We start from the raw sequence: 19,110 nt of genomic DNA, 5'->3' as shown, positions 1-19,110 counted from the left end.
GGACTAGGCGCGTGCGCCCGTGTAGTCGACCTGCCAGTGCTTGATTCCGTTGAGCCATCCCGACCGTAGCCGCTCGGGCTCGCCGATGGGCTTGAGATCGGGCATGTGATCGGCCACGGCGTTGAAGATCAGATTGATCGTCATGCGCGCGAGGTTGGCGCCGATGCAGAAGTGCGCCCCGGTGCCGCCGAACCCGACGTGCGGGTTGGGGTCGCGCAGGATGTTGAAGCTGTGCGGGTCGTCGAAGACCTCCTCGTCGAAGTTCGCCGAGCGGTAGGACATCACCAGCCGGTCGCCCTTCTTGATCTTCACGCCGGCCAGCTCGGTGTCGGCGTTGGCGGTGCGCTGGAAGGCGGACACCGGTGTGGCCCAACGGATGATCTCGTCAGCCGTCGTGCTCGGGCGCTCCTTCTTGAACAGCTCCCACTGATCGGGGTTGTCCGCGAGCGCGACCATGCCGTGCGTGATCGAGTTGCGGGTGGTCTCGTTGCCTGCCACCGCGAGCATGATCACGAAGAAGCCGAACTCGTCGTCGGACAGCTTCTCGCCGTCGATGTCGGCCTGGATGAGGGTCGTGACGATGTCGTCGGTCGGGTTCTTGCCCCGCTCGTCGGCCATCGCCATCGCGTACATGATCAGTTCCATCGACGACTGCGCAGGGTCGACGTCGGCGAACTCGGGATCCTCGCCGCCGGTCATCTCGTTCGACCAGCGGAACAGCTTGTCGCGGTCGTCCTGCGGGACGCCGAGCAGCCCGGCGATCGCCTGCAGCGGAAGCTCGCAACTCACCTGTTCGACGAAGTCACCGACGCCCTCCGCGGCGGCCGTCTTGGCGATGTTCTGTGCGCGCTGGGCCAACTCTTCCTCGAGCCGGCCGATGGCGCGCGGGGTGAAGCCGCGGGAGATGATCTTGCGCAACCGGGTGTGGTGCGGTGCGTCCATGTTCAGCATGACGTTGCGCTGCAGTTCGATCTGCTCGAACTGCATCTCCTTCGGCCAGACCGGAATGGCGCCGTTCTGCCAACTGGAGAAGACGTCGCTGCGCCGGGACACCTCCTTGACGTCGGCGTGCTTGGTGACGAGCCAGTAGCCCTTGTCGCCGAAGCCGCCGGTTCCGCCGGGGACGTCCACCCAGTGGATGGGCTCGGTCTTGCGCAGCTCGGCCAATTCCTTGACCGGCAGGCCCTCCTGGTTGACGTCGGGGTCGAGGAAGTCGAAGTCGGCTGGGATGGTGGGGGGTGCCATGCGGGAATCTCCTCAGAGGTGTCGCTGCCTGAGCGCAATTGCAACGTGTTCTAGTGCCAGTAAAACATGGCTTCACCGCAGATCAAAGGCACGGGCGTATCACCGCTTGTCAGGTATATGAAACGTGTTCTAGCCTGACGGAATGGGTAACCCTGTCATCGTCGAAGCCACCCGCAGTCCCATCGGCAAGCGCAACGGATGGTTGTCCGGCCTGCACTCGACCGAACTGTTGGGAGCCACTCAGAAGGCCCTGATCGAGAAGGCCGGCATCGATGCCGGGGACGTAGAGCAGGTCGTCGGCGGCTGCGTCACGCAGTTCGGCGAGCAGTCCAACAACATCACCCGGGTCTCCTGGTTGGTCGCCGGACTGCCCGATCACGTGGGCGCCATGACCGTGGACTGCCAGTGCGGCAGCGGCCAGCAGGCCAACGGCCTCATCGCCGGTCTAATCGCGTCGGGCGCCATCGACGTCGGCATCGCGTGCGGCATCGAGGCGATGAGCCGGGTCGGCCTCGGTGCCAACGCCGGACCCGACCGCGGCATCCTGCGCCCTGCGTCGTGGGACATCGACATGCCCGACCAGTTCACCGCGGCCGAGCGGATCGCCAAGCGGCGCGGGATCAGCCGCGAGGAGATCGACCAGTTCGGTTTCGACTCGCAGCGCAAGGCCAAGCAGGCCTGGGCCGAAGGCCGGTTCGACCGCGAGATCAGCCCCATCGAGGCGCCCGTCCTCGACGAGAACAAGAAGCCGACGTCCGACCGCGCACCCGTGACGCGTGATCAGGGTCTGCGCGACACCACCCTCGAAGGCCTGGCATCGCTGAAGCCGGTGATGGAGGGCGGCATCCACACCGCAGGCACGTCGTCGCAGATCTCCGACGGCGCCGCCGCAGTCTTGTGGATGGACGAGGACAAGGCCAAGGCCCTCGGCCTGAAGCCACGCGCCCGCATCGTCAGCCAGGCACTCGTCGGCGCAGAGCCGTACTACCACCTCGACGGGCCCGTGCAGTCGACCGCGAAGGTGCTCGAGAAGGCCGGTATGAAGATGGGCGACATCGACATCACCGAGATCAACGAGGCATTCGCGTCGGTCGTGCTGTCATGGGCCCGGGTGCACGAGCCCGACATGGACACCGTCAACGTCAACGGTGGCGCCATCGCCCTCGGACACCCCGTCGGCAGCACCGGCAGCCGGCTGATCACCTCGGCACTGCACGAACTCGAGCGTACCGACAAGACCACCGCACTCATCACCATGTGCGCGGGCGGCGCACTGTCGACGGGCACGATCATCGAACGGATCTGAACGTGACGGAGGGCAGGAGCGAAGCGACCCGGGATGTGATCGGGGAGGGCAGGAGCGAAGCGACCCGGGATGTGATCGGGGAGGCTCAGCGGATCGAGGCGGCGAAGGCCTACATCCGGGCGCTGGCCGACCACCGAGCCGACGACGTCCCGTTCGCCCCGGACTGCACCCGCGTCGAGCTGGGGGTCAAGACGGGCTTCTCGGGAGATCACCTGCGGCGCAGCCTGAACAAGGGCCTGCAGTACAAGGTCATCGAGCAGACGACGACGCCCGACGTCACCGTCGACGGCAACGCGGTGCGTGCGAGATTCGACGTCGTCACCAAGCCGTCGCTGGCGGGCAGGCGGGTGTGCGCGCACGTCGACGAGACGTTCACGTTCTCGCCCGACGGGCTGATCCAGCACATCCGCGCCGACCTCCGGCCGTTCATCAAGTGATGGCGAGATAGGTTCTACGACATGGCCAACCCGTCCCGCCCGCTCAAGCCGAAGCAGATCGAGAGCCTGAACTCGTCGAAGGTCGGCACCGCCATCAAGTGGATGTCCAAGGCGCAGACCTTCCTGTTCAAGAAGACCGGCGGCAAGTTCGGCAACAAGTTCCTGAAGGGAACCGAGGTCGGGATCCTGACGACGATCGGTCGCAAGACCGGTGAGCCGCGGGACAGTCCGCTGCTGTTCCTGCAGGAGGGCCGGCGCATCGTGCTCGTCGCATCGCAGGGCGGCCGGGCCACCAACCCCATGTGGTACCTGAACCTCAAGGCCAACCCGAAGGTCACCTTCCAGACCAAGGCCGGCGTGCACGCGCTCACGGCGCGCGACGCGACCGACGCAGAGCGCGAGGAGTACTGGCCCAAGCTCGACGCCATGTATCCCGACTTCGCGAACTACCGGTCCTACACCGACCGCAAGATCCCGATCGTCATCTGCGATCCGAACTAGGCCCCGCCGAGCGTCACCACGGTGATGTCGGGCGGGGCTCCGACCCGGACCGGCGGACCCCAGAAGCCTGCACCCCGGGTGACGTACAACTGCGTGTCGCCCACCGTGGACAGCCCTGCCAATGCCGGCTGCACCATGTCGACGGCGTAGTGGAACGGCCACATCTGACCACCGTGCGTGTGACCCGACAGCTGTAGGTCGACTCCGCGCGACGATGCCTCGGCGACCTGAATGGGTTGGTGGGCAAGCAGAATCGTCGGCCGGGACTCGTCCAGGCCGCCGAGCGCCCTGTCGAAGTCGGGCCCGTCCCCACGTTCGGCGCCGACGACGTCGTTGACGCCGGCCAGGTCGAACGCCGCCGCGCCCCGCCGGATCGCCGTGTTGTCGTTGCGTAGCGTCCGAACGCCGAGACGATTGAGTTCCCGCAGCCACGAAGCCGTGTCGTCGACGAAGTACTCGTGGTTGCCGGTGACGAAGAAGGTGCCCTCCCGGGACTGCAGGTCGCGCAACGGTTCTGCCGCACGGCCCAGTTCCTCGACGGTGCCGTCCACCAGGTCTCCCACGATCGCGACGAGGTCGGGCTCCTGCTCGTTGATCATGCGCACGATCCGCTCGGTGTGCCCGCGACCGGCGAGCGGGCCCAGGTGGACGTCGGACACCACGGCCATCCGGAAACCGTCGAACGCGGGATCGAGACGGCGCAGGCGCACCGGCACCGTGAGTACGTTCGGCGGACCCAGCGCCGTCGCGGCGCCGTAGCCGACCAGCCCCACCGACGCCGCGCCCGCGGCCAACGCGGCCGAGCGCGCGATGAACACCCGGCGGTTCACCGAAGGCTTCGTTGCGGCCGGGTCTGATGTCGCCGGTTCCGGTGTCGCCGGCTGGTCCGGCTCGGGCTCTGGTGATCGCCGCGCCCAGCGCCACAGCGCCAGCCGGACCGGTTCGATGGCCAGCAGGGTGAGGAACAGGTACGCGATCAGACCGAACCAGAGGTACCCCGGCCATGCGAGCCAGGGGGACTCGGGGGTGCCCGTGACGCGCGGCAGGATCAGCGTTGCAACCAGGAGCACGGCGAGCGCGACGAGCACGAGCGTCGCCACCCGCCGCCTGAGGCCGGGCGCAGTCGTGTCCTTGATCAGGCGTTTCCACACATACAGGTGCATCAGCCCGAGGACTACCCCGAGGACGACGATGAACATTGATGGTCCTTCGGATTGGGCGGGCTCTCGTTCAGCTTAGGCAAGCCGGCCGCGGAGCTAGCCTGAGGACGTGGCTGCCGACGACGAACCCTCTGCGCACCTGCACTTCTACTTCGATCCCGTGTGTCCGTTCGCCTGGCTGACCAGCAAGTGGGTGCGCATGGTCGCCACCCAGCGCGACTTCGAGGTGGACTGGCGCTTCATCTCGCTGCGGTTGCTGAACGCCGACGTCGACTACGCCAGTCACTTCCCGCCGGAGTACGAGGCGGGGCACACGGCCGGCCTGCACCTGCTGCGGGTGGCAGCGCGCGTGCGCGCCGAGCACGGCCGGGAGGCCGTCGGCCCGTTCTACGACGCGGTCGGGACTCGCATCTTCGACACCTCGCGTGCGGTCGATCCGTTGTCGGCGGCCGACCAGGGCGCGCGCCACGTCGTAGCGCCGCTGCTCGAGGCCGTCGGCCTGCCTGGCGACGTCGCCGACGCACTCGACGACCCCGCGTGGGACGACGAGATCCGGGCGGAGACCGAGGAGGCGCTCGCGCTCACGGGCCGCGACGTCGGGACGCCGATCCTGCACTTCCAGCCACCGACGGGAGCGGCGTTCTTCGGGCCGGTGATCAGCAGGCTGCCCGATCCGGAGCAAGCGGTGGCGCTGTGGGATCACGTCGTCGGCCTGGCGTCCTTCCCGGGCTTCGCCGAGTTCAAGCGGTCGCTGCGGGAGCGCCCGCAGCTCGCCAGCTTCGGTGTCGATCCGGGAGCCATCGGCGCACAAGAGGATTGGCACGGCGGCAGCCGACGCACCAAGAAGTGAGCGTTTGCCCGGCGGTGCCGCGGGAATGCGGTGGGCATGACGGACGTCTCGCACCGGATCCGCAATTCAGGGCTGCTCGCGTGGTCGATGAAGAACTTCGCCAAGGCCCACGTGTGGGCCTACCAGCACACCGGCGGGCTCGTCGGATCCCGGTTGCTGTGGTTGCCGTCCGCACTCATCACCACGACCGGCCGGCGCTCGGGCCGGCCCAGGGTGACCGCCACCCTGTGCCTGCGCGACGGTGAGCGGGTGGTTCTGCCCGCGTCGTTCGGCGGTCGCGACCACGACCCCGCGTGGTACCTCAACATCGAATCCGATCCGAGGGTGCACGTGCAATACGGCTCCAACAAGATGGCCATGGTGGCCCGCGACGCGACGGCGGCCGAACGAAATGAGTACTGGCCGAGGCTCACTCGGATGTACCCGCCGTACCGTGGCTACCGCGAGGCGGCCGACCGCGTCATCCCCCTGGTGATCTGCGAACCAGCTTAGGCGCCATAGACCGGAACCGGTGGACGGGACTTCTCCAGCAGGTCGCGGACGACGGGACCCAGTTCAGCCGGATCCCACCGGGCGCCCTTGTCGATCTGCGGTCCGTGCGCCCATCCCTCGGCGACGCGAACGATGCCGCCCTCGACCTCGAACATGCGGCCGGTGACGTCACGCGACTCGACGCTGCCCAGCCACACGACCAGGGGTGAGACGTTCTCGGGTGCCATCGCATCGAAGGAGGCGTCTTGGGTCGACATCATGTCGGCGAACACCGTCTCGGTCATGCGGGTACGGGCGGACGGGGCGATGGCGTTGACGGTGACGCCGTAGCGACCCATCTCCGCCGACGCCACCAGGGTCAGCGCGGCGATGCCTGCCTTGGCGGCGCTGTAGTTCGCCTGTCCCACACTGCCTTGCAGGCCGGCGCCGGAGCTGGTGTTGATGATGCGGGCGTCGCGCGGGTTGCCTGCCTTGGACTCCGCACGCCAGTACGCCGCTGCGTGCTTCATCGTGGCGAAGTGTCCCTTGAGGTGGACCGCGGTGACGGCGTCGAACTCTTCTTCGCTGGTGTTGGCGAACATCCGGTCACGGACGATGCCCGCGTTGTTGACCAGAACGTCGAGACCGCCGAACGAGTCGACTGCGGTCTGGATGAGGCCCTCGGCCTGCGCCCAGTCTGCGACGTTCGCACCGCTGGTGACCGCTTCGCCTCCGGCAGCGACGATCTCGTCGACGACGCCCTGCGCTGCGCTACCGCCACCGGCGGGCGAGCCGTCGAGGCCCACGCCGATGTCGTTGACCACCACGCGGGCGCCCTCCGCGGCGAATGCCAGCGCGTGTGCGCGGCCGATGCCGCCGCCTGCGCCCGTGACGATGACCACGCGGCCGTCGAGCAGTCCCATGTCGTGTCTCCTTCTACTTGATGTCGGCGGTGGTGGTGGACAGGTAGTGCGGCGGTTCGCCGCCACCGTGCACCTCGAGTGACGCACCGCTGATGTACGACGCTGCCTCGGATGCGAGAAATGCCGTGGCCCAGCCGATGTCGGCTGGTTTGGCGAGCCTGCCGAGCGGCACGTTGCGCGAGATGGCGGCGATCGAGTCGGCGTCACCGTAGAACAGTTCCGACTGTTCGGTCTCGACCATGCCGACGACCACCGAGTTGACCCGCACCTTCGGCGCCCATTCGACGGCCAGCGTGGTGGTCATGTTCTCCACGCCCGCCTTCGCGGCACCGTAGGCGACCGTCCCCGGGGTCGGTCGACGCCCACTGACGCTGGTGATGTTGACGATCGACCCGCCCGAATCCTGTTGCTGCATGGCGGCGTTGGCATGCGTCGACACCGACAGCACGGCTAGCAAGTTGAGTTCGACGATCTTCGTGCTGAACCGCGCCGACGCGTCCGAGGCGGCCACGTAGGGCGATCCGCCGGCGTTGTTGACGACGACGTCGAGACGTCCGTGCTTCTCGACGATCGCGTCCACGAGCGCCTTCACGGCCTCGTCGTCGCGGATGTCGCAGGAGTGGAACTCGTAGGGGCTGCCCTCGACCGGCCTCCGCGCGCAGGTGATGACCGTGGCGCCCTGGTCGGCGAAGACCGCGCTGATTCCGGCCCCGACACCACGCACGCCACCGGTCACGAGGACCACCCGGCCATCGAGTCGCAGATTGATTCCAGTGGCGTCACTCACTGTGCTAGCGTACCAAGCAAGTGCTTGCTTAGGTAGTCAGCTCAGGAGTCCGCATGACCATCACCTCGAAAACCGTGGAACCGGGCATCGTCTCGGTTACCGTCGACTACCCACCCGTCAACGCGATCCCGTCGCGTGGCTGGTTCGAACTCGGCGACGCCATCACCGCGGCCGGCCGCGACACCAGCACGCACGTGGTGATCCTGCGCGCCGAGGGTCGCGGCTTCAACGCCGGTGTCGACATCAAGGAGATGCAGAAGACCGACGGGTTCACTGCGCTCATCGACGCCAATCGTGGCTGCTTCCACGCCTTCCGCGCGGTGTACGAGTGCGAGGTGCCGGTCGTCGCAGCCGTCAACGGCTTCTGCGTCGGCGGCGGCATCGGACTGGTCGGCAACGCCGACGTCATCGTCGCGTCCGATGACGCCAAGTTCGGTCTGCCGGAGGTGGAGCGAGGCGCACTCGGTGCTGCCACCCACCTCTCGCGGCTGGTGCCGCAGCACATGATGCGCAGGCTGTTCTTCACGGCCGCGACCGTCGACGCCGCCACGCTGCACCACTTCGGCTCGGTGCACGAGGTGGTGCCCCGCGCCGAACTCGACGAGTCCGCTCTGCGGGTGGCCCGCGACATCGCCGTCAAGGACACCAGGGTGATCCGCGCGGCCAAGGAGGCGCTGAACCTCATCGACGTACAGCGGGTCAACGCCAGTTACCGCATGGAGCAGGGCTTCACCTTCGAACTCAACCTGGCAGGCGTCGCGGACGAGCATCGCGATGCCTTCGCGGGGACCGACAAGGGGGCCTCCAAGTGATCCGGCGGGCACGAGCGAAGCGAGCGGGGAAATAATGGCAGACAAGCGGACGACGCTCGACGAGGCCGTCTCGTCGATCGAGAGCGGCATGACCATCGGCATCGGCGGTTGGGGATCGCGCCGCAAGCCCATGGCGTTCATCCGGGCACTGCTGCGCACCGACGTCACCGACCTGACCGTGGTGACCTACGGCGGACCCGACCTCGGCCTGCTGTGCTCCGCCGGCAAGGTCAAGCGCGTCTACTACGGTTTCGTCTCGCTGGACTCGCCGCCGTTCTACGACCCCTGGTTCGCCAAGGCGCGCACCACCGGCGCCATCGAGGCGCGCGAGATGGACGAGGGCATGCTGCGCTGCGGCTTGCAAGCTGCCGCACAACGACTTCCGTTCCTCCCCATCCGCGCCGGGCTCGGCAGCGACGTCCGCAGGTTCTGGGGTGACGAACTCAAGACGGTGCGCTCGCCGTACCCGACGGGTGACGCCTTCGAAGAGTTGATCGCCATGCCCGCGCTGAACCTCGACGCCGCGTTCGTGCACCTGAACGTCGGCGACGAGAAGGGCAATGCGGCCTACACCGGCATCGACCCGTACTTCGACGACCTGTTCCTCATGTCGGCCCGGCAGCGCCTGATGAGCGTCGATCGGGTCGTGTCCACCGAGGAACTGGTGAAGTCGGTTCCACCGCAGGCACTCCTGGTCAACCGGATGATGGTCGACACCGTCGTCGAGGCACCCAACGGCGCGCACTTCACCACTGCCGAGCCGGACTACCGTCGCGACGAGAAGTTCCAGCGGCACTACGCCGAGGCTGCCGCCTCCGACGAGACGTGGGCGGAGTTCGTCGGCACCTACCTGTCGGGCAGCGAGGCCGACTACCAGGCCGCCGTCCGCACGTTCGCCAACGAGCAGGCCGCAGCGAAGGAGGCATCCAAGTGATCTCCGTGACCCGAGCCGAGGTGTGCGCGGTCGCGTGCGCCGAATTGTTCCGCGACGCAGGCGAGATCATGGTCAGCCCGATGGCCAACATGGTGTCGATCGGCGCGCGCCTGGCGCGGCTGACGTTCTCCCCCGACATCGTGCTGACCGACGGCGAGGCCCGCATCCTGGCCGACACCCCTGCGCTCGGCGCGACCGGCGCCATCGAGGGCTGGATGCCGTTCGGCCGCGTGTTCGAGACCCTCACCTGGGGCCGGCGCCACGTGGTGATGGGCGCCAACCAGATCGACCGCTACGGCAACCAGAACCTCTCGGCGTTCGGCCCGATCCAACACCCCAAGCGCCAGATGTTCGGCGTGCGCGGCGCACCGGGCAACTCGATCAACCACGCCACCAGCTACTGGGTGGGTGCCCACTCGACGCGCGTCTTCGGCGAGTCGGTCGACATCGTATCGGGAATCGGCTGGGACAAGGTGGATCCCGAGAACCCGGCGTTCCGCTTCGCCAACGTCTACCGCGTGGTGAGCAACCTGGGCGTCTTCGACTTCAACGGCCCCGACCATCAGATGCGCGCCCTGTCGCTGCACCCGGGCGTCGAGGCCGACCAGGTCGCGGAAAACACATCCTTCGAGGTGCACGGACTGAACGACGCCGAGGTCACGCGACTGCCGTCCGAGGACGAGCAGCGGCTGATCCGCGAGGTCATCGATCCGAAGTCGCTGCGAGATCGCGAGATTCGGGCATGACTCATCTCAAGACCCCGCTGACCGAGTTGGTCGGCATCGAGCACCCCGTCGTCCAGACCGGCATGGGCTGGGTCGCCGGAGCCCGCCTGGTAGCGGCGACGTCGAACGCCGGTGGGCTCGGCATCCTGGCATCGGCGACGATGACGCTCGATGAATTGCGCACCGCGGTGTCGAAGGTCAAGGCCGCCACCGACAAACCGTTCGGCATCAACATCCGCGCCGACGCCGGCGACGCCAACGAGCGCGTCGACCTCCTGATCCGCGAAGGAGTCAGAGTCGCCTCCTTCGCCTTAGCTCCAAAGCCCGACCTGATCGCCAAGCTGAAGGACGCGGGCGTCGTGGTCATCCCGTCGGTCGGCCTGGCCAAGCATGCCAAGAAGGTGGCCGGCTGGGGCGCCGACGCCGTCATCGTGCAGGGCGGCGAGGGCGGTGGTCACACCGGCCCGATCGCGACGACGCTGCTGCTGCCGTCGGTGCTGGACGCCGTCGCCGACACCGGCATGCCCGTCATCGCGGCGGGTGGGTTCTTCGACGGCCGCGGTCTGGCCGCCGCACTGTCCTACGGTGCGGCGGGCGTGGCGATGGGCACGCGGTTCCTGCTGACATCGGACTCCACGGTGCCCGACGCGGTCAAGCAGCGCTACCTCGGCGCGGGTCTCGACGGCACGGTCGTCTCGACGCGCGTCGACGGCATGCCGCACCGCGTCCTGCGCACCGGTCTGGTCGAGAAGCTCGAAAGCGGTTCGCCGGTGCGGGGTTTGACCGCTGCGGTTGGCAACGCGCAGAAGTTCAAGAAGATGACTGGCATGTCGTGGAAGTCGCTGGTCACCGACGGCTTGGCCATGCGGCGCGGCAAGGAACTCAGCTGGTCGCAGGTCGTGATGGCGGCGAACACGCCGATGCTGCTCAAGGCCGGGCTGGTCGAGGGCAACACCGATGCCGGCGTGCTGGCGTCGGGTCAGGTCGCGGGCATCCTCGAGGATCTGCCGTCGTGCGCCGAGCTGGTCCCCGCGATCGTGGCCGAGGCCATCGGGCACCTCCGCTCGGCGACGAGCTTCATCGCCGACTAGGTTTGCCGCCGAGTTATCCCCAGTGTGGGGGTTGTCCACAGGCACACCCGCGATTCGCATTCAGTAGGCGCACAGTCGCTGATCGGCGTCTGACTCGACCGCGATCGTCGCCGTCATGGAGCGACTGGACACACCCTTCCTCGGACAACAGGCGGTACGAGCCGGCGAGGTGACTGCGCGTCGCCTGCAGAAGGACTTCCGCGCGGTCTACCGCAACGTGTACGTGCCGAAGCGGTTCGACGTCGATGCGGCTACCCGAGCCAAAGCCGCATGGCTGTGGGCTGGTGGCGACTGCACGCTGACCGGACTCTCCGCTGCAGCGCTGTACGGCGCGAAGTGGATCGACGGTGGTCTGCCCGCCGAGATGGTGCGCGCGGATCGCCACTCGCCGAACGACATATCGGTGCACGCCTACGCACTTCGACCGGACGAGGTGTGCACCATCGACGGAATGCGGCTGACTACGCCCGCCCGCACCGCATTCGACATCGGCGAACCCGCGCGACGCTACCTGCGGTGATCCACCTCGACGCGTTGTCCAGGGCGACGCGGCTCCAGCCGTCCGACGTCCTCGCAGTCGCCGATTCACACGCGGGTGGTCGCGGAGTTCGTCGACTCCGTGAAGCCGTCGCACGCATGGACGGCGGTTCGGAATCACCGCAGGAGACTCGCGTACGCCTGCTTCTGGTCGACGGCGGACTACCCATCCCCGAGACGCAGATCGAGTTCCGGGATCGGTACGGCGTCGTCCGAGTTCGAGTCGACATGGGCTGGCGCGAGTGGAAGGTCGCGGTCGAGTACGACGGCGTCCAGCACTGGTCAGACCGACGACAGCGGTCATGGGACATCGATCGAATCGCCATGCTCGAGTCGGCGAAGTGGGTCGTGGTGCGGGTGAGCGCGGAGATGCTCACCCGTCCCGACGTGATCCTCCGCCGTGTACGCGAGAAGCTCCGCGCTGCCGGATGTCCCGTGTGAGCACACCGAGTGTGGGGGTTCTCGACACCGCTACTCGCGTTTCGCATTCAAAAGCCCCACACTCGGCGCGACCAACAGCTAGAGGCGCTCGATGATCGTCACGTTGGCGGTGCCGCCGCCCTCGCACATCGTCTGCAGGCCGTAGCGACCGCCGGTGCGCTCCAACGTGTTCAGCATCGTCGCGAACAGCTTGGCGCCGGTCGCACCGAGCGGGTGACCCAGTGCGATCGCGCCGCCGTTGGGGTTGACCTTGGCCGGATCGGCCCCGGTCTCCTTCAGCCACGCCATGACCACGGGCGCGAACGCCTCGTTGATTTCGACGGTGTCGATGTCGTCGATCGTCAGGCCGGTCTTGTCCAGCGCGTACTCGGTCGCGGGGATGGGGCCGGTAAGCATGTAGACGGGATCGGCTCCGCGGGCGCTGATGTGGTGGATGCGGGCACGCGGCTTGAGCCCGTGGTCGGCGACGGCTTGCTCCGATGCGAGCAGCACCGCGCTGGCACCGTCGGAGATCTGGCTGGCCATCGCCGCGGTCAGGCGGCCGCCGTCGACGAGCGTCTTGAGCCCGGCCATCTTCTCCAGCGACGTGTCGCGCGGGCCCTCGTCGATCGCGAACCCGTCGATCTCGATGATTTCGTTCTCGAAGTGCCCGGCCCGGATCGCCTCCTGCGCCCGCTGATGGCTGGTCAGCGAGAACTGCTCCATCTCCTCGCGCGACAGCCCCCACTTCTCGGCGATCATCTCCGACCCGCGGAACTGCGAGATCTCCTGGTCGCCATAGCGGTGCAGCCAGCTCTTCGACTCGTTGGTCGGCGAGGTGTAGCCGAACTGCTCGCCGACGATCATGGCCGAGCTGATCGGGATCTGGCTCATGTTCTGCACGCCACCGGCGACGATGACGTCGGCCGTGCCTGCCATGATCGCCTGTGCGCCAAAGGAGATCGCCTGCTGACTCGACCCGCACTGCCGGTCGACGGTCACGCCGGGCACTTCCTCCGGGAAGCCGGCGGCCAGCCAGGACAGGCGCGCGATGTTGCCTGCCTGGGCTCCGACGGCGTCCACGCAGCCGGCGATGACGTCCGTGACGGCGCCGGGGTCGAGGTCGGTCCGGCCGAGCAGACCGCGCCAGGCTGCCGCGCCGAGATCGACGGGGTGGATCCCCGCCAATGACCCGTTGCGCTTGCCGACGGCGGTCCGGACGGCATCGATGACGTACGCCTCAGCCATTAGTTTCTCCTTCTGCTGTTGTGATGCCACGCGCTGTCGTGATCCCACCCAGCACGATGGCCAAATACTGCCTACCGACCTGTTCGGCCGTGAGAGGTCCGCCGGGTTGATACCAGCGGACCGAGACCCAGGTCGTGTCGCGGATGAACCGGTAGACCAGGTCGACGTCGAGATCCGGCCGGAAGCGACCTTCGGCGACGCCTTGGGTGAGGATGTCCACCCACATCCTGCGCTGTTCGCGATTGCGTTCGTCGACGAATGAGAACTGCGGCAGCGGGGACAGTCGCTTGGCCTCGTCCTGGTAGATCACGACCTGCGCGTGACGGTGCTCGATGGCCTCGAACGACGCCATGAACAGTCCCTTGACCCGCTCCAGCGGATCGGTCTCGGCTTCGACGATCTCCTGGTAGCGGCCGAACAGCCAGTCGAGGAAGTCTCGCAGGACCTCTTCGACCATCTGCTCCTTGGACTTGAAGTGGTGGTACAAACTCCCCGACAGGATTCCGGCGGAGTCAGCGATGTCGCGCACGGTGGTGGCGCGCAGTCCGCGGTCGGCGAACATCGTCGCGGCGAGGTCGAGCAACTCGTCACGGCGGCTGAGCGGCGCCTTGTCCACGCACCCAGGGTATCAACCAAGCGCTTGCTAGGTAAGGCGTGGGTTGATCCGGGTCAGCCGAGGTCGCCGATCTCCGCGTCCGCACGGTCGTCGGCACCGCACGATGCGACGATGGACTCGCGTTTGTCGACGATCTCGCCGGTCGCCGAGTTCCTGCCGTTGCGCTCCTTGAGGAGCTTGGCGACGGTGGCATCCTGATCGCTGGTGCGCAGCGCGAGGAAGTCCTCGCAGGTGGTCTTGCCGCCGGAGTTGCTGGCGCCGGAGCACCCCGCGACGAGCGCGACGAGGCACGCTGCAGCCGCCGCCGTTCGCTTCACTCGGCCCAGCGTAGTCAGGCGTGCTGGCTGGACACCGAGATGACCTCGCCCGTCAGGTAGCTGGAGTAGTCGCTGGCCAGGAACGCGATGGTGGTGGCGATCTCCCACGGCTCGGCGGCCCTGCCGAACGCCTCGTCGGACGACAGCTGGTCGAGCAGCTCCGACGAACTGGTCTTCTCGAGGAATTTGTGCCGCGCGATGCTCGGCGAGACCGCGTTGATGCGCACGCCGTGCTCGACGGCCTCGATCGCGCTGCAGCGCGTCAGCGCCATGACCCCGGCCTTTGCGGCGGCGTAGTGCGACTGCGAATGCTGTGCACGCCAACCCAATACGCTTGCGTTGTTGACGATCACGCCGCCGTGGTCGACATCCCGGAAGTACCGCAGCGCGGCCCGCGTCGCGCGCATCACCGACGTGAGCGTGACGTTGAGAACGCGGTCCCACTCGTCGTCGGTCATGTCGATGACGGGTGTCTGCCCGCCCAATCCGGCGTTGTTCACCAGCACGTCCAGGCGCCCGAGCTTCTCGACTGCGCTGACGATCAAGGCGTCGACGGCTTCGGTGGACGTCACGTCGCACACGACGGACTCGACGCGACCCAACCCCAGCGCCGCCAGTTCGTCGCGGGTCTCGCCCAGTCGACGTTCGTGGTAGTCCGACACGACGACGTCGGCGCCTTCGAGCAGCGCGCGACGCGCCGTCGTCGATCCGATGCCGGTACCCGCGGCAGCGGTGACCAGGACGATCTTGCCTGCCAGCAGGCCGTGCCCGTCGATCTCCTTCGGTGCGGCTGACAGGTTCATCCCTTGGCCTCTCGCGGTAGGCCGAGCACCCGCTCGGCGATGATGTTGCGTTGGATCTCGTTGGACCCGCCGTAGATGGTGTCCGAGCGGGAGAACAGGAACAGTCGCTGCCACTCGTCGAATTCGCCGTCGTCGAGCGTGAGGCCCGCCATGCCCTGCACGTCCATGGCGATCTCGCCCAGCTCGCGATGCCAGTTGGCCCACAACAACTTCGACACGGAATCTTGCCCCGCCTGCTCTACGTCCATCGTCTTGAGCGCGTACGACCGCATCGTCTGCAGGCCGGCCCACGACCGGGTCAGCCGCTCGCGGATCACCGGATCGTCGATCGCGCCGGTCCGCTTGGCCATCTCGACGATGCCTGCGTGCTCACGCTTGTAGCGGATCTGCTGTCCGAGCGTCGAGACCCCACGCTCGAAGGTGAGCGTGCCCATCGCGACCCGCCAACCGTCGCCGGGCTCCCCCACGACCAGGTCGGCGTCGGTGCGGGCGTCGTCGAAGAAGACCTCGTTGAACTCCGAGTCGCCGGTGAGCTGGATTATCGGGCGGATCTGCACGCCGGGCTGATCCAGCGGCACCAGCAGGTAGGCGAGCCCCGCGTGCCGCTTGGACCCCTTCTCCGACCGGGCGACGACGAAGCACCACTGCGCCCAGTGCGCCAGCGACGTCCACACCTTCTGGCCGTTGATGATCCACGAGTCGCCGCGCAGTTCGGCCGAGGTGGACACGTTCGCCAGATCGCTACCCGCACCGGGCTCCGAGTACCCCTGCGACCACAGCTCCGTGACGTCGAGGATCTTGGGCAGGAAGCGCTGCTGCTGCTCGGGCGTGCCGTACGCGATCAGCGTCGGGCCGACGAGTTCCTCGCCGAGGTGGTTCACCTTGTCGGGGGCGTCGGCCTTGGCGTACTCCTCGTAGAACGCGACGCGGTGGGCGACCGTCAACCCCCGCCCGCCGTGCTCCTCCGGCCAGCCCAAACAGGTCAGGCCTGCCTTGGCGAGATGCTGGTTCCAGGCCAGCCGTTCCTCGAATGCCTCGTGCTCGCGACCCGGTCCACCGAGACCCTTGAGAGCTGCGTATTCGCCGACCAGGTTGTCGGCGAGCCACTCCCGGACCTCGGTCCTGAACGCCTCGACTTCCAACATGCTTGTAGGCTAACCTACCAAGCACTTGCTTTGTTAGAGGAGCATCAATGAAGACGCCCCAGAGCGAGCGGCCGAGGACCATCCCCGCGATGCTCGATTGGGCCGCCGCGGAATTCGCCGACCACGACGCGCTCGTCACCGAGGACCGTCGGATCACCTACGCCCAGCTCCGGACCGAGGTCAGACAGGCCGCGGCAGCAATGATCGACCTCGGCGTCGGGGCCGGCGACCGGGTCGGCATCTGGTCGCCGAACACCTGGCACTGGGTCGTCGCCAGCCTCGCCACGACCTATGCGGGCGCCATCGTCGTACCGCTCAACACCCGGTACACGGCCAGCGAGGCCACCGACATCCTCGCCCGCACGCAGGCCCCCCTCCTGATCGGCATGGGCCGGTTCCTCGGCGCCGACCGGGTCGGCGACCTCGACCGCGCGGCTCTGCCCGCGCTGCGTCACGTCGTGCGCGTGCCCATCGAGAACGGCGAGGACGGCTCCTGGGACGAGTTCGTCGCCCGCGGTACCGATCTGGAGGCCGCCGACGCCAGGGCCGCCGCCGTCGCCCCCGACGACGTCGCCGACATCCTGTTCACCTCCGGCACCACCGGCCGCAGCAAGGGCGTGCTGTGCGCGCACCGGCAGTCCCTCGAGGCACCCGCGGCGTGGGCCGCGTGCGGGCAGCTCACCAGCGCCGACCGCTACCTCTGCATCAACCCGTTCTTCCACAACTTCGGGTACAAGGCAGGCATCCTGACCTGCCTGCAGACCGGGGCCACGCTGATCCCCCAGCTCGTCTTCGACCCGGAGCGAGCGATGCAGGCGGTCGCCGACCACGGCATCACCGTCCTGCCCGGCCCGCCGACGATCTACCAGACGCTGCTCGACCACCCCCGTCGCGACCAGTACGACCTGTCGTCACTGCGGTTCGCCGTGACGGGCGCGGCCACCATCCCCGTGGTGCTCATCGAGCGGATGCAAACCGAACTCGACATCGACGTCGTCCTCACCGCGTACGGGCTAACGGAGGCAAGCGGTTTCGGCACCATGTGCTGTGCCGACGACGACGCCGTCACCGTGGCCACCACCAGCGGCCGCCCGATCGCGGACTTCGAACTGCGCATCGACGGCGACGCCGACACCGGCGAGGTGCTGCTGCGCGGACCCAACGTGATGCTCGGGTACCTCGACGACCCCGAGGCCACCGCCGAGGCCATCGACGCCGACGGCTGGCTGCACACCGGTGACATCGGCAGCGTCGACGCGGCAGGCAACCTGCGGATCACCGACCGTCTCAAGGACATGTACATCTGCGGCGGCTTCAACGCCTACCCCGCCGAGATCGAGCAGGTGCTGGCCCGCCTCGACGGCGTCGCCGAGTCGGCCGTGATCGGCGTACCCGACGAACGCCTCGGCGAGGTCGGCAAGGCCTTCGTCGTCGCCAAGCCCGGCTTCGACCTCACCGAGGCCGACGTGATCGCCCACGCCCGTGCGCATCTCGCCAACTTCAAGGCGCCGCGCACGGTCACCTTCCTCGACGCCCTGCCGCGCAACCCCGGCGGCAAGGTGGTCAAACCCCAACTGCGAGAGACGGCTGGATAGAACCGACATGGACCTGCATCTCGACGACGAGACCGAGGCCTTTCGCGCGGAGGTCCGGGACTTCCTCGCGGCCAACCGGTCGCACTTCCCCACCAAGTCCTACGACACCGCCGAGGGCTTCGAACAGCACCGCGCGTGGGACAAGGTGCTCTTCGACGCCGGGCTGTCGGTGATCGCATGGCCCAAGGAGTACGGCGGGCGCGACGCCACCCTGCTGCAGTGGGTGGTGTTCGAGGAGGAGTACTTCCGCGCCGGTGCGCCCGGCCGGGCCAGCGCCAACGGCACCGGCATGCTCGCCCCGACGCTGTTCGCCCACGGGACCGAGGAGCAACGCGCCCGCATCCTGCCGAAGATGGCCAGCGGCGAGGAGATCTGGGCGCAAGCCTGGTCAGAGCCGGAGTCCGGCAGCGATCTCGCCTCGCTGCGGTCGACCGCGACCCGCACCGACGGCGGCTGGAAGCTCAACGGCCAGAAGATCTGGAGTTCGCGCGCACCGTTCGGCGACCGCGCGTTCGGCCTGTTCCGCTCGGACCCGGAGGCGCAGCGGCACAAGGGCCTGACCTACTTCATGTTCGACCTGAAGGCCGACGGCGTCACCGTCCGCCCCATCGCGCAGCTCGGTGGCGACACCGGTTTCGGCGAGGTCTTCCTCGACGACGTCTTCGTGCCCGACGAGGACGTCATCGGCGAGCCCAACGACGGGTGGCGCGCCGCGATGAGCACGTCGAGCAACGAGCGCGGCATGTCCCTGCGCAGCCCGGCGCGGTTCTTCGCCCCCGCCGAACGGCTGGTCGGGCTGTGGAAGGAGGACGCCGACCCGGCGTACGCCGAACGCGTTGCCGACGCCTGGATCAAGGCGCAGGCCTACCGCCTGCACACGTTCGGGACGGTCACGCGCCTGCAGGCCGGCGGCGAACTCGGCGCCGAGTCGTCGGTGACGAAGGTGTTCTGGTCCGACCTCGACGTGGAACTGCACCAGACCGCGCTCGACCTGCGTGGCGCCGACGCCGAACTGGCCGACGAGTGGACCGAGGGACTGCTGTTCGCGCTCGGCGGACCGATCTACGCCGGCACCAACGAGATTCAGCGCAACATCATCGCCGAGCGCCTGCTGGGCCTGCCCAGGGAGCCGAAGAAGTGAACATCCGAAGACGATCGCGAGCGAGGATCGCAGCGAGGCACGAGCG

At 67.9% G+C, this 19,110-nt stretch carries 20 protein-coding genes and 1 pseudogene; 12 read left to right on the top strand and 9 right to left on the bottom strand.

Features of this window, described 5'->3' with window-relative positions:
- Window positions 1-3: 3 nt before the first annotated feature.
- Complete coding sequence (locus G6N61_RS23320) at window positions 4-1,245, bottom strand: cytochrome P450 (protein WP_163921730.1); 1,242 nt, start codon at window positions 1,243-1,245, stop codon at window positions 4-6.
- Window positions 1,246-1,387: 142 nt separating this feature from the next.
- Between G6N61_RS23320 and G6N61_RS23315 the strand changes: the two genes are divergently transcribed.
- The 3 genes from G6N61_RS23315 (at window position 1,388) to G6N61_RS23305 (ending at window position 3,489) form a co-directional block, all read left to right on the top strand.
- Window positions 1,388-2,551: a steroid 3-ketoacyl-CoA thiolase gene (locus G6N61_RS23315; RefSeq protein WP_163921727.1), complete on the top strand. Its 1,164-nt coding sequence runs from the start codon at window positions 1,388-1,390 to the stop codon at window positions 2,549-2,551.
- A 71-nt stretch (window positions 2,552-2,622) separates the two neighbouring features.
- A complete protein-coding gene (locus G6N61_RS23310) occupies window positions 2,623-2,988 on the top strand; it encodes a DUF8021 domain-containing protein (RefSeq protein WP_163925048.1) in 366 nt (121 codons plus the stop codon).
- 21 nt (window positions 2,989-3,009) lie between these two features.
- Window positions 3,010-3,489: a nitroreductase family deazaflavin-dependent oxidoreductase gene (locus G6N61_RS23305; RefSeq protein ID WP_163921724.1), complete on the top strand. Its 480-nt coding sequence runs from the start codon at window positions 3,010-3,012 to the stop codon at window positions 3,487-3,489.
- On the opposite strand, the gene G6N61_RS23300 is transcribed toward G6N61_RS23305, so the two are convergent.
- Window positions 3,486-4,688: a metallophosphoesterase gene (locus tag G6N61_RS23300; RefSeq protein WP_163921721.1), complete on the bottom strand. Its 1,203-nt coding sequence runs from the start codon at window positions 4,686-4,688 to the stop codon at window positions 3,486-3,488. The two genes, G6N61_RS23305 and G6N61_RS23300, sit on opposite strands and share 4 nt — an antisense overlap.
- Window positions 4,689-4,758: 70 nt before the next feature.
- Here G6N61_RS23300 and G6N61_RS23295 point away from each other — a divergent pair, with 70 nt between their 5' ends.
- Window positions 4,759-5,499, top strand: coding sequence for a mycothiol-dependent nitroreductase Rv2466c family protein (locus tag G6N61_RS23295; RefSeq protein ID WP_163921718.1), 741 nt, complete (start codon window positions 4,759-4,761; stop codon window positions 5,497-5,499).
- Window positions 5,500-5,535: 36 nt separating this feature from the next.
- The gene (locus G6N61_RS23290) at window positions 5,536-5,991 is read left to right on the top strand and encodes a nitroreductase family deazaflavin-dependent oxidoreductase (protein WP_163921715.1); all 456 of its coding nucleotides are present in this window, start codon (window positions 5,536-5,538) and stop codon (window positions 5,989-5,991) included.
- Here G6N61_RS23290 and G6N61_RS23285 read toward each other — a convergent pair.
- Together G6N61_RS23285 and G6N61_RS23280 are read right to left on the bottom strand one after the other, a co-directional pair.
- Complete coding sequence (locus G6N61_RS23285; protein WP_163921712.1) at window positions 5,988-6,893, bottom strand: SDR family oxidoreductase; 906 nt, start codon at window positions 6,891-6,893, stop codon at window positions 5,988-5,990. The two genes, G6N61_RS23290 and G6N61_RS23285, sit on opposite strands and share 4 nt — an antisense overlap.
- A gap of 13 nt (window positions 6,894-6,906) precedes the next feature.
- Window positions 6,907-7,680 (bottom strand): SDR family oxidoreductase, encoded by a 774-nt coding sequence (locus G6N61_RS23280; RefSeq protein ID WP_163921709.1) that lies wholly within the window; start codon window positions 7,678-7,680, stop codon window positions 6,907-6,909.
- Window positions 7,681-7,733: 53 nt separating this feature from the next.
- On the opposite strand from G6N61_RS23280, the gene echA20 reads away from it, so the two are divergent.
- The 5 genes and pseudogenes from echA20 to G6N61_RS23255 all read left to right on the top strand — a co-directional run bounded on the left by echA20 (window position 7,734) and on the right by G6N61_RS23255 (window position 12,220).
- Window positions 7,734-8,492, top strand: coding sequence for a (7aS)-7a-methyl-1,5-dioxo-2,3,5,6,7,7a-hexahydro-1H-indene-carboxyl-CoA hydrolase (gene echA20 / locus G6N61_RS23275; protein WP_163921707.1), 759 nt, complete (start codon window positions 7,734-7,736; stop codon window positions 8,490-8,492).
- A 34-nt stretch (window positions 8,493-8,526) separates the two neighbouring features.
- The gene (ipdA, locus tag G6N61_RS23270; protein ID WP_163921704.1) at window positions 8,527-9,426 is read left to right on the top strand and encodes a cholesterol ring-cleaving hydrolase subunit IpdA; all 900 of its coding nucleotides are present in this window, start codon (window positions 8,527-8,529) and stop codon (window positions 9,424-9,426) included.
- On the top strand, window positions 9,423-10,172 hold the full coding sequence (ipdB, locus tag G6N61_RS23265; RefSeq protein ID WP_163921701.1) for a cholesterol ring-cleaving hydrolase subunit IpdB: 750 nt from the start codon (window positions 9,423-9,425) through the stop codon (window positions 10,170-10,172). The genes ipdA and ipdB overlap by 4 nt, the downstream gene beginning before the upstream one ends.
- Window positions 10,169-11,242, top strand: coding sequence for a (3aS,4S,5R,7aS)-5-hydroxy-7a-methyl-1-oxo-octahydro-1H-indene-4-carboxyl-CoA dehydrogenase (gene ipdC, locus G6N61_RS23260; RefSeq protein ID WP_163921698.1), 1,074 nt, complete (start codon window positions 10,169-10,171; stop codon window positions 11,240-11,242). Before ipdB ends, ipdC begins: the two co-directional genes overlap by 4 nt.
- Before the next feature lie 115 nt (window positions 11,243-11,357).
- Window positions 11,358-12,220: pseudogene (locus tag G6N61_RS23255) on the top strand (endonuclease domain-containing protein).
- A 78-nt stretch (window positions 12,221-12,298) separates the two neighbouring features.
- Here G6N61_RS23255 and fadA6 read toward each other — a convergent pair.
- From fadA6 to ipdE1, 5 genes are read right to left on the bottom strand one after another with little or no spacing between them, the layout of a single operon-like run.
- Window positions 12,299-13,447: a steroid 3-ketoacyl-CoA thiolase FadA6 gene (gene fadA6 / locus G6N61_RS23250; RefSeq protein WP_163921696.1), complete on the bottom strand. Its 1,149-nt coding sequence runs from the start codon at window positions 13,445-13,447 to the stop codon at window positions 12,299-12,301.
- Entirely contained in the window at window positions 13,440-14,063 is a 624-nt protein-coding gene (gene kstR2 / locus G6N61_RS23245; protein WP_163921694.1) for a TetR family transcriptional regulator KstR2, read from the bottom strand. The genes fadA6 and kstR2 overlap by 8 nt, the downstream gene beginning before the upstream one ends.
- A 53-nt stretch (window positions 14,064-14,116) precedes the next feature.
- Window positions 14,117-14,380 carry a hypothetical protein gene (locus G6N61_RS23240; RefSeq protein WP_163921691.1) on the bottom strand — a complete coding sequence of 88 codons (264 nt, stop codon included), beginning with the start codon at window positions 14,378-14,380 and terminating at the stop codon, window positions 14,117-14,119.
- A gap of 14 nt (window positions 14,381-14,394) precedes the next feature.
- The gene (gene ipdF, locus G6N61_RS23235) at window positions 14,395-15,183 is read right to left on the bottom strand and encodes a (5R,7aS)-5-hydroxy-7a-methyl-1-oxo-2,3,5,6,7,7a-hexahydro-1H-indene-carboxyl-CoA reductase (RefSeq protein WP_163921689.1); all 789 of its coding nucleotides are present in this window, start codon (window positions 15,181-15,183) and stop codon (window positions 14,395-14,397) included.
- On the bottom strand, window positions 15,180-16,328 hold the full coding sequence (ipdE1, locus tag G6N61_RS23230; RefSeq protein ID WP_163921687.1) for an acyl-CoA dehydrogenase IpdE1: 1,149 nt from the start codon (window positions 16,326-16,328) through the stop codon (window positions 15,180-15,182). Before ipdE1 ends, ipdF begins: the two co-directional genes overlap by 4 nt.
- 47 nt (window positions 16,329-16,375) lie before the next feature.
- On the opposite strand from ipdE1, the gene fadD3 reads away from it, so the two are divergent.
- Window positions 16,376-17,923: a 3-((3aS,4S,7aS)-7a-methyl-1,5-dioxo-octahydro-1H-inden-4-yl)propanoate--CoA ligase FadD3 gene (fadD3, locus tag G6N61_RS23225; RefSeq protein ID WP_163921685.1), complete on the top strand. Its 1,548-nt coding sequence runs from the start codon at window positions 16,376-16,378 to the stop codon at window positions 17,921-17,923.
- Between the two features lie 7 nt (window positions 17,924-17,930).
- Window positions 17,931-19,064 carry an acyl-CoA dehydrogenase family protein gene (locus tag G6N61_RS23220; RefSeq protein ID WP_163921683.1) on the top strand — a complete coding sequence of 378 codons (1,134 nt, stop codon included), beginning with the start codon at window positions 17,931-17,933 and terminating at the stop codon, window positions 19,062-19,064.
- Window positions 19,065-19,110 lie beyond the last annotated feature (46 nt).

The organism is Mycolicibacterium arabiense, from assembly GCF_010731815.2.
Lineage (GTDB): Bacteria > Actinomycetota > Actinomycetes > Mycobacteriales > Mycobacteriaceae > Mycobacterium > Mycobacterium arabiense.
The sequence above is the reverse complement of the archived record's forward strand: the minus strand, read 5'-3'. Positions and strand labels throughout refer to the sequence as shown.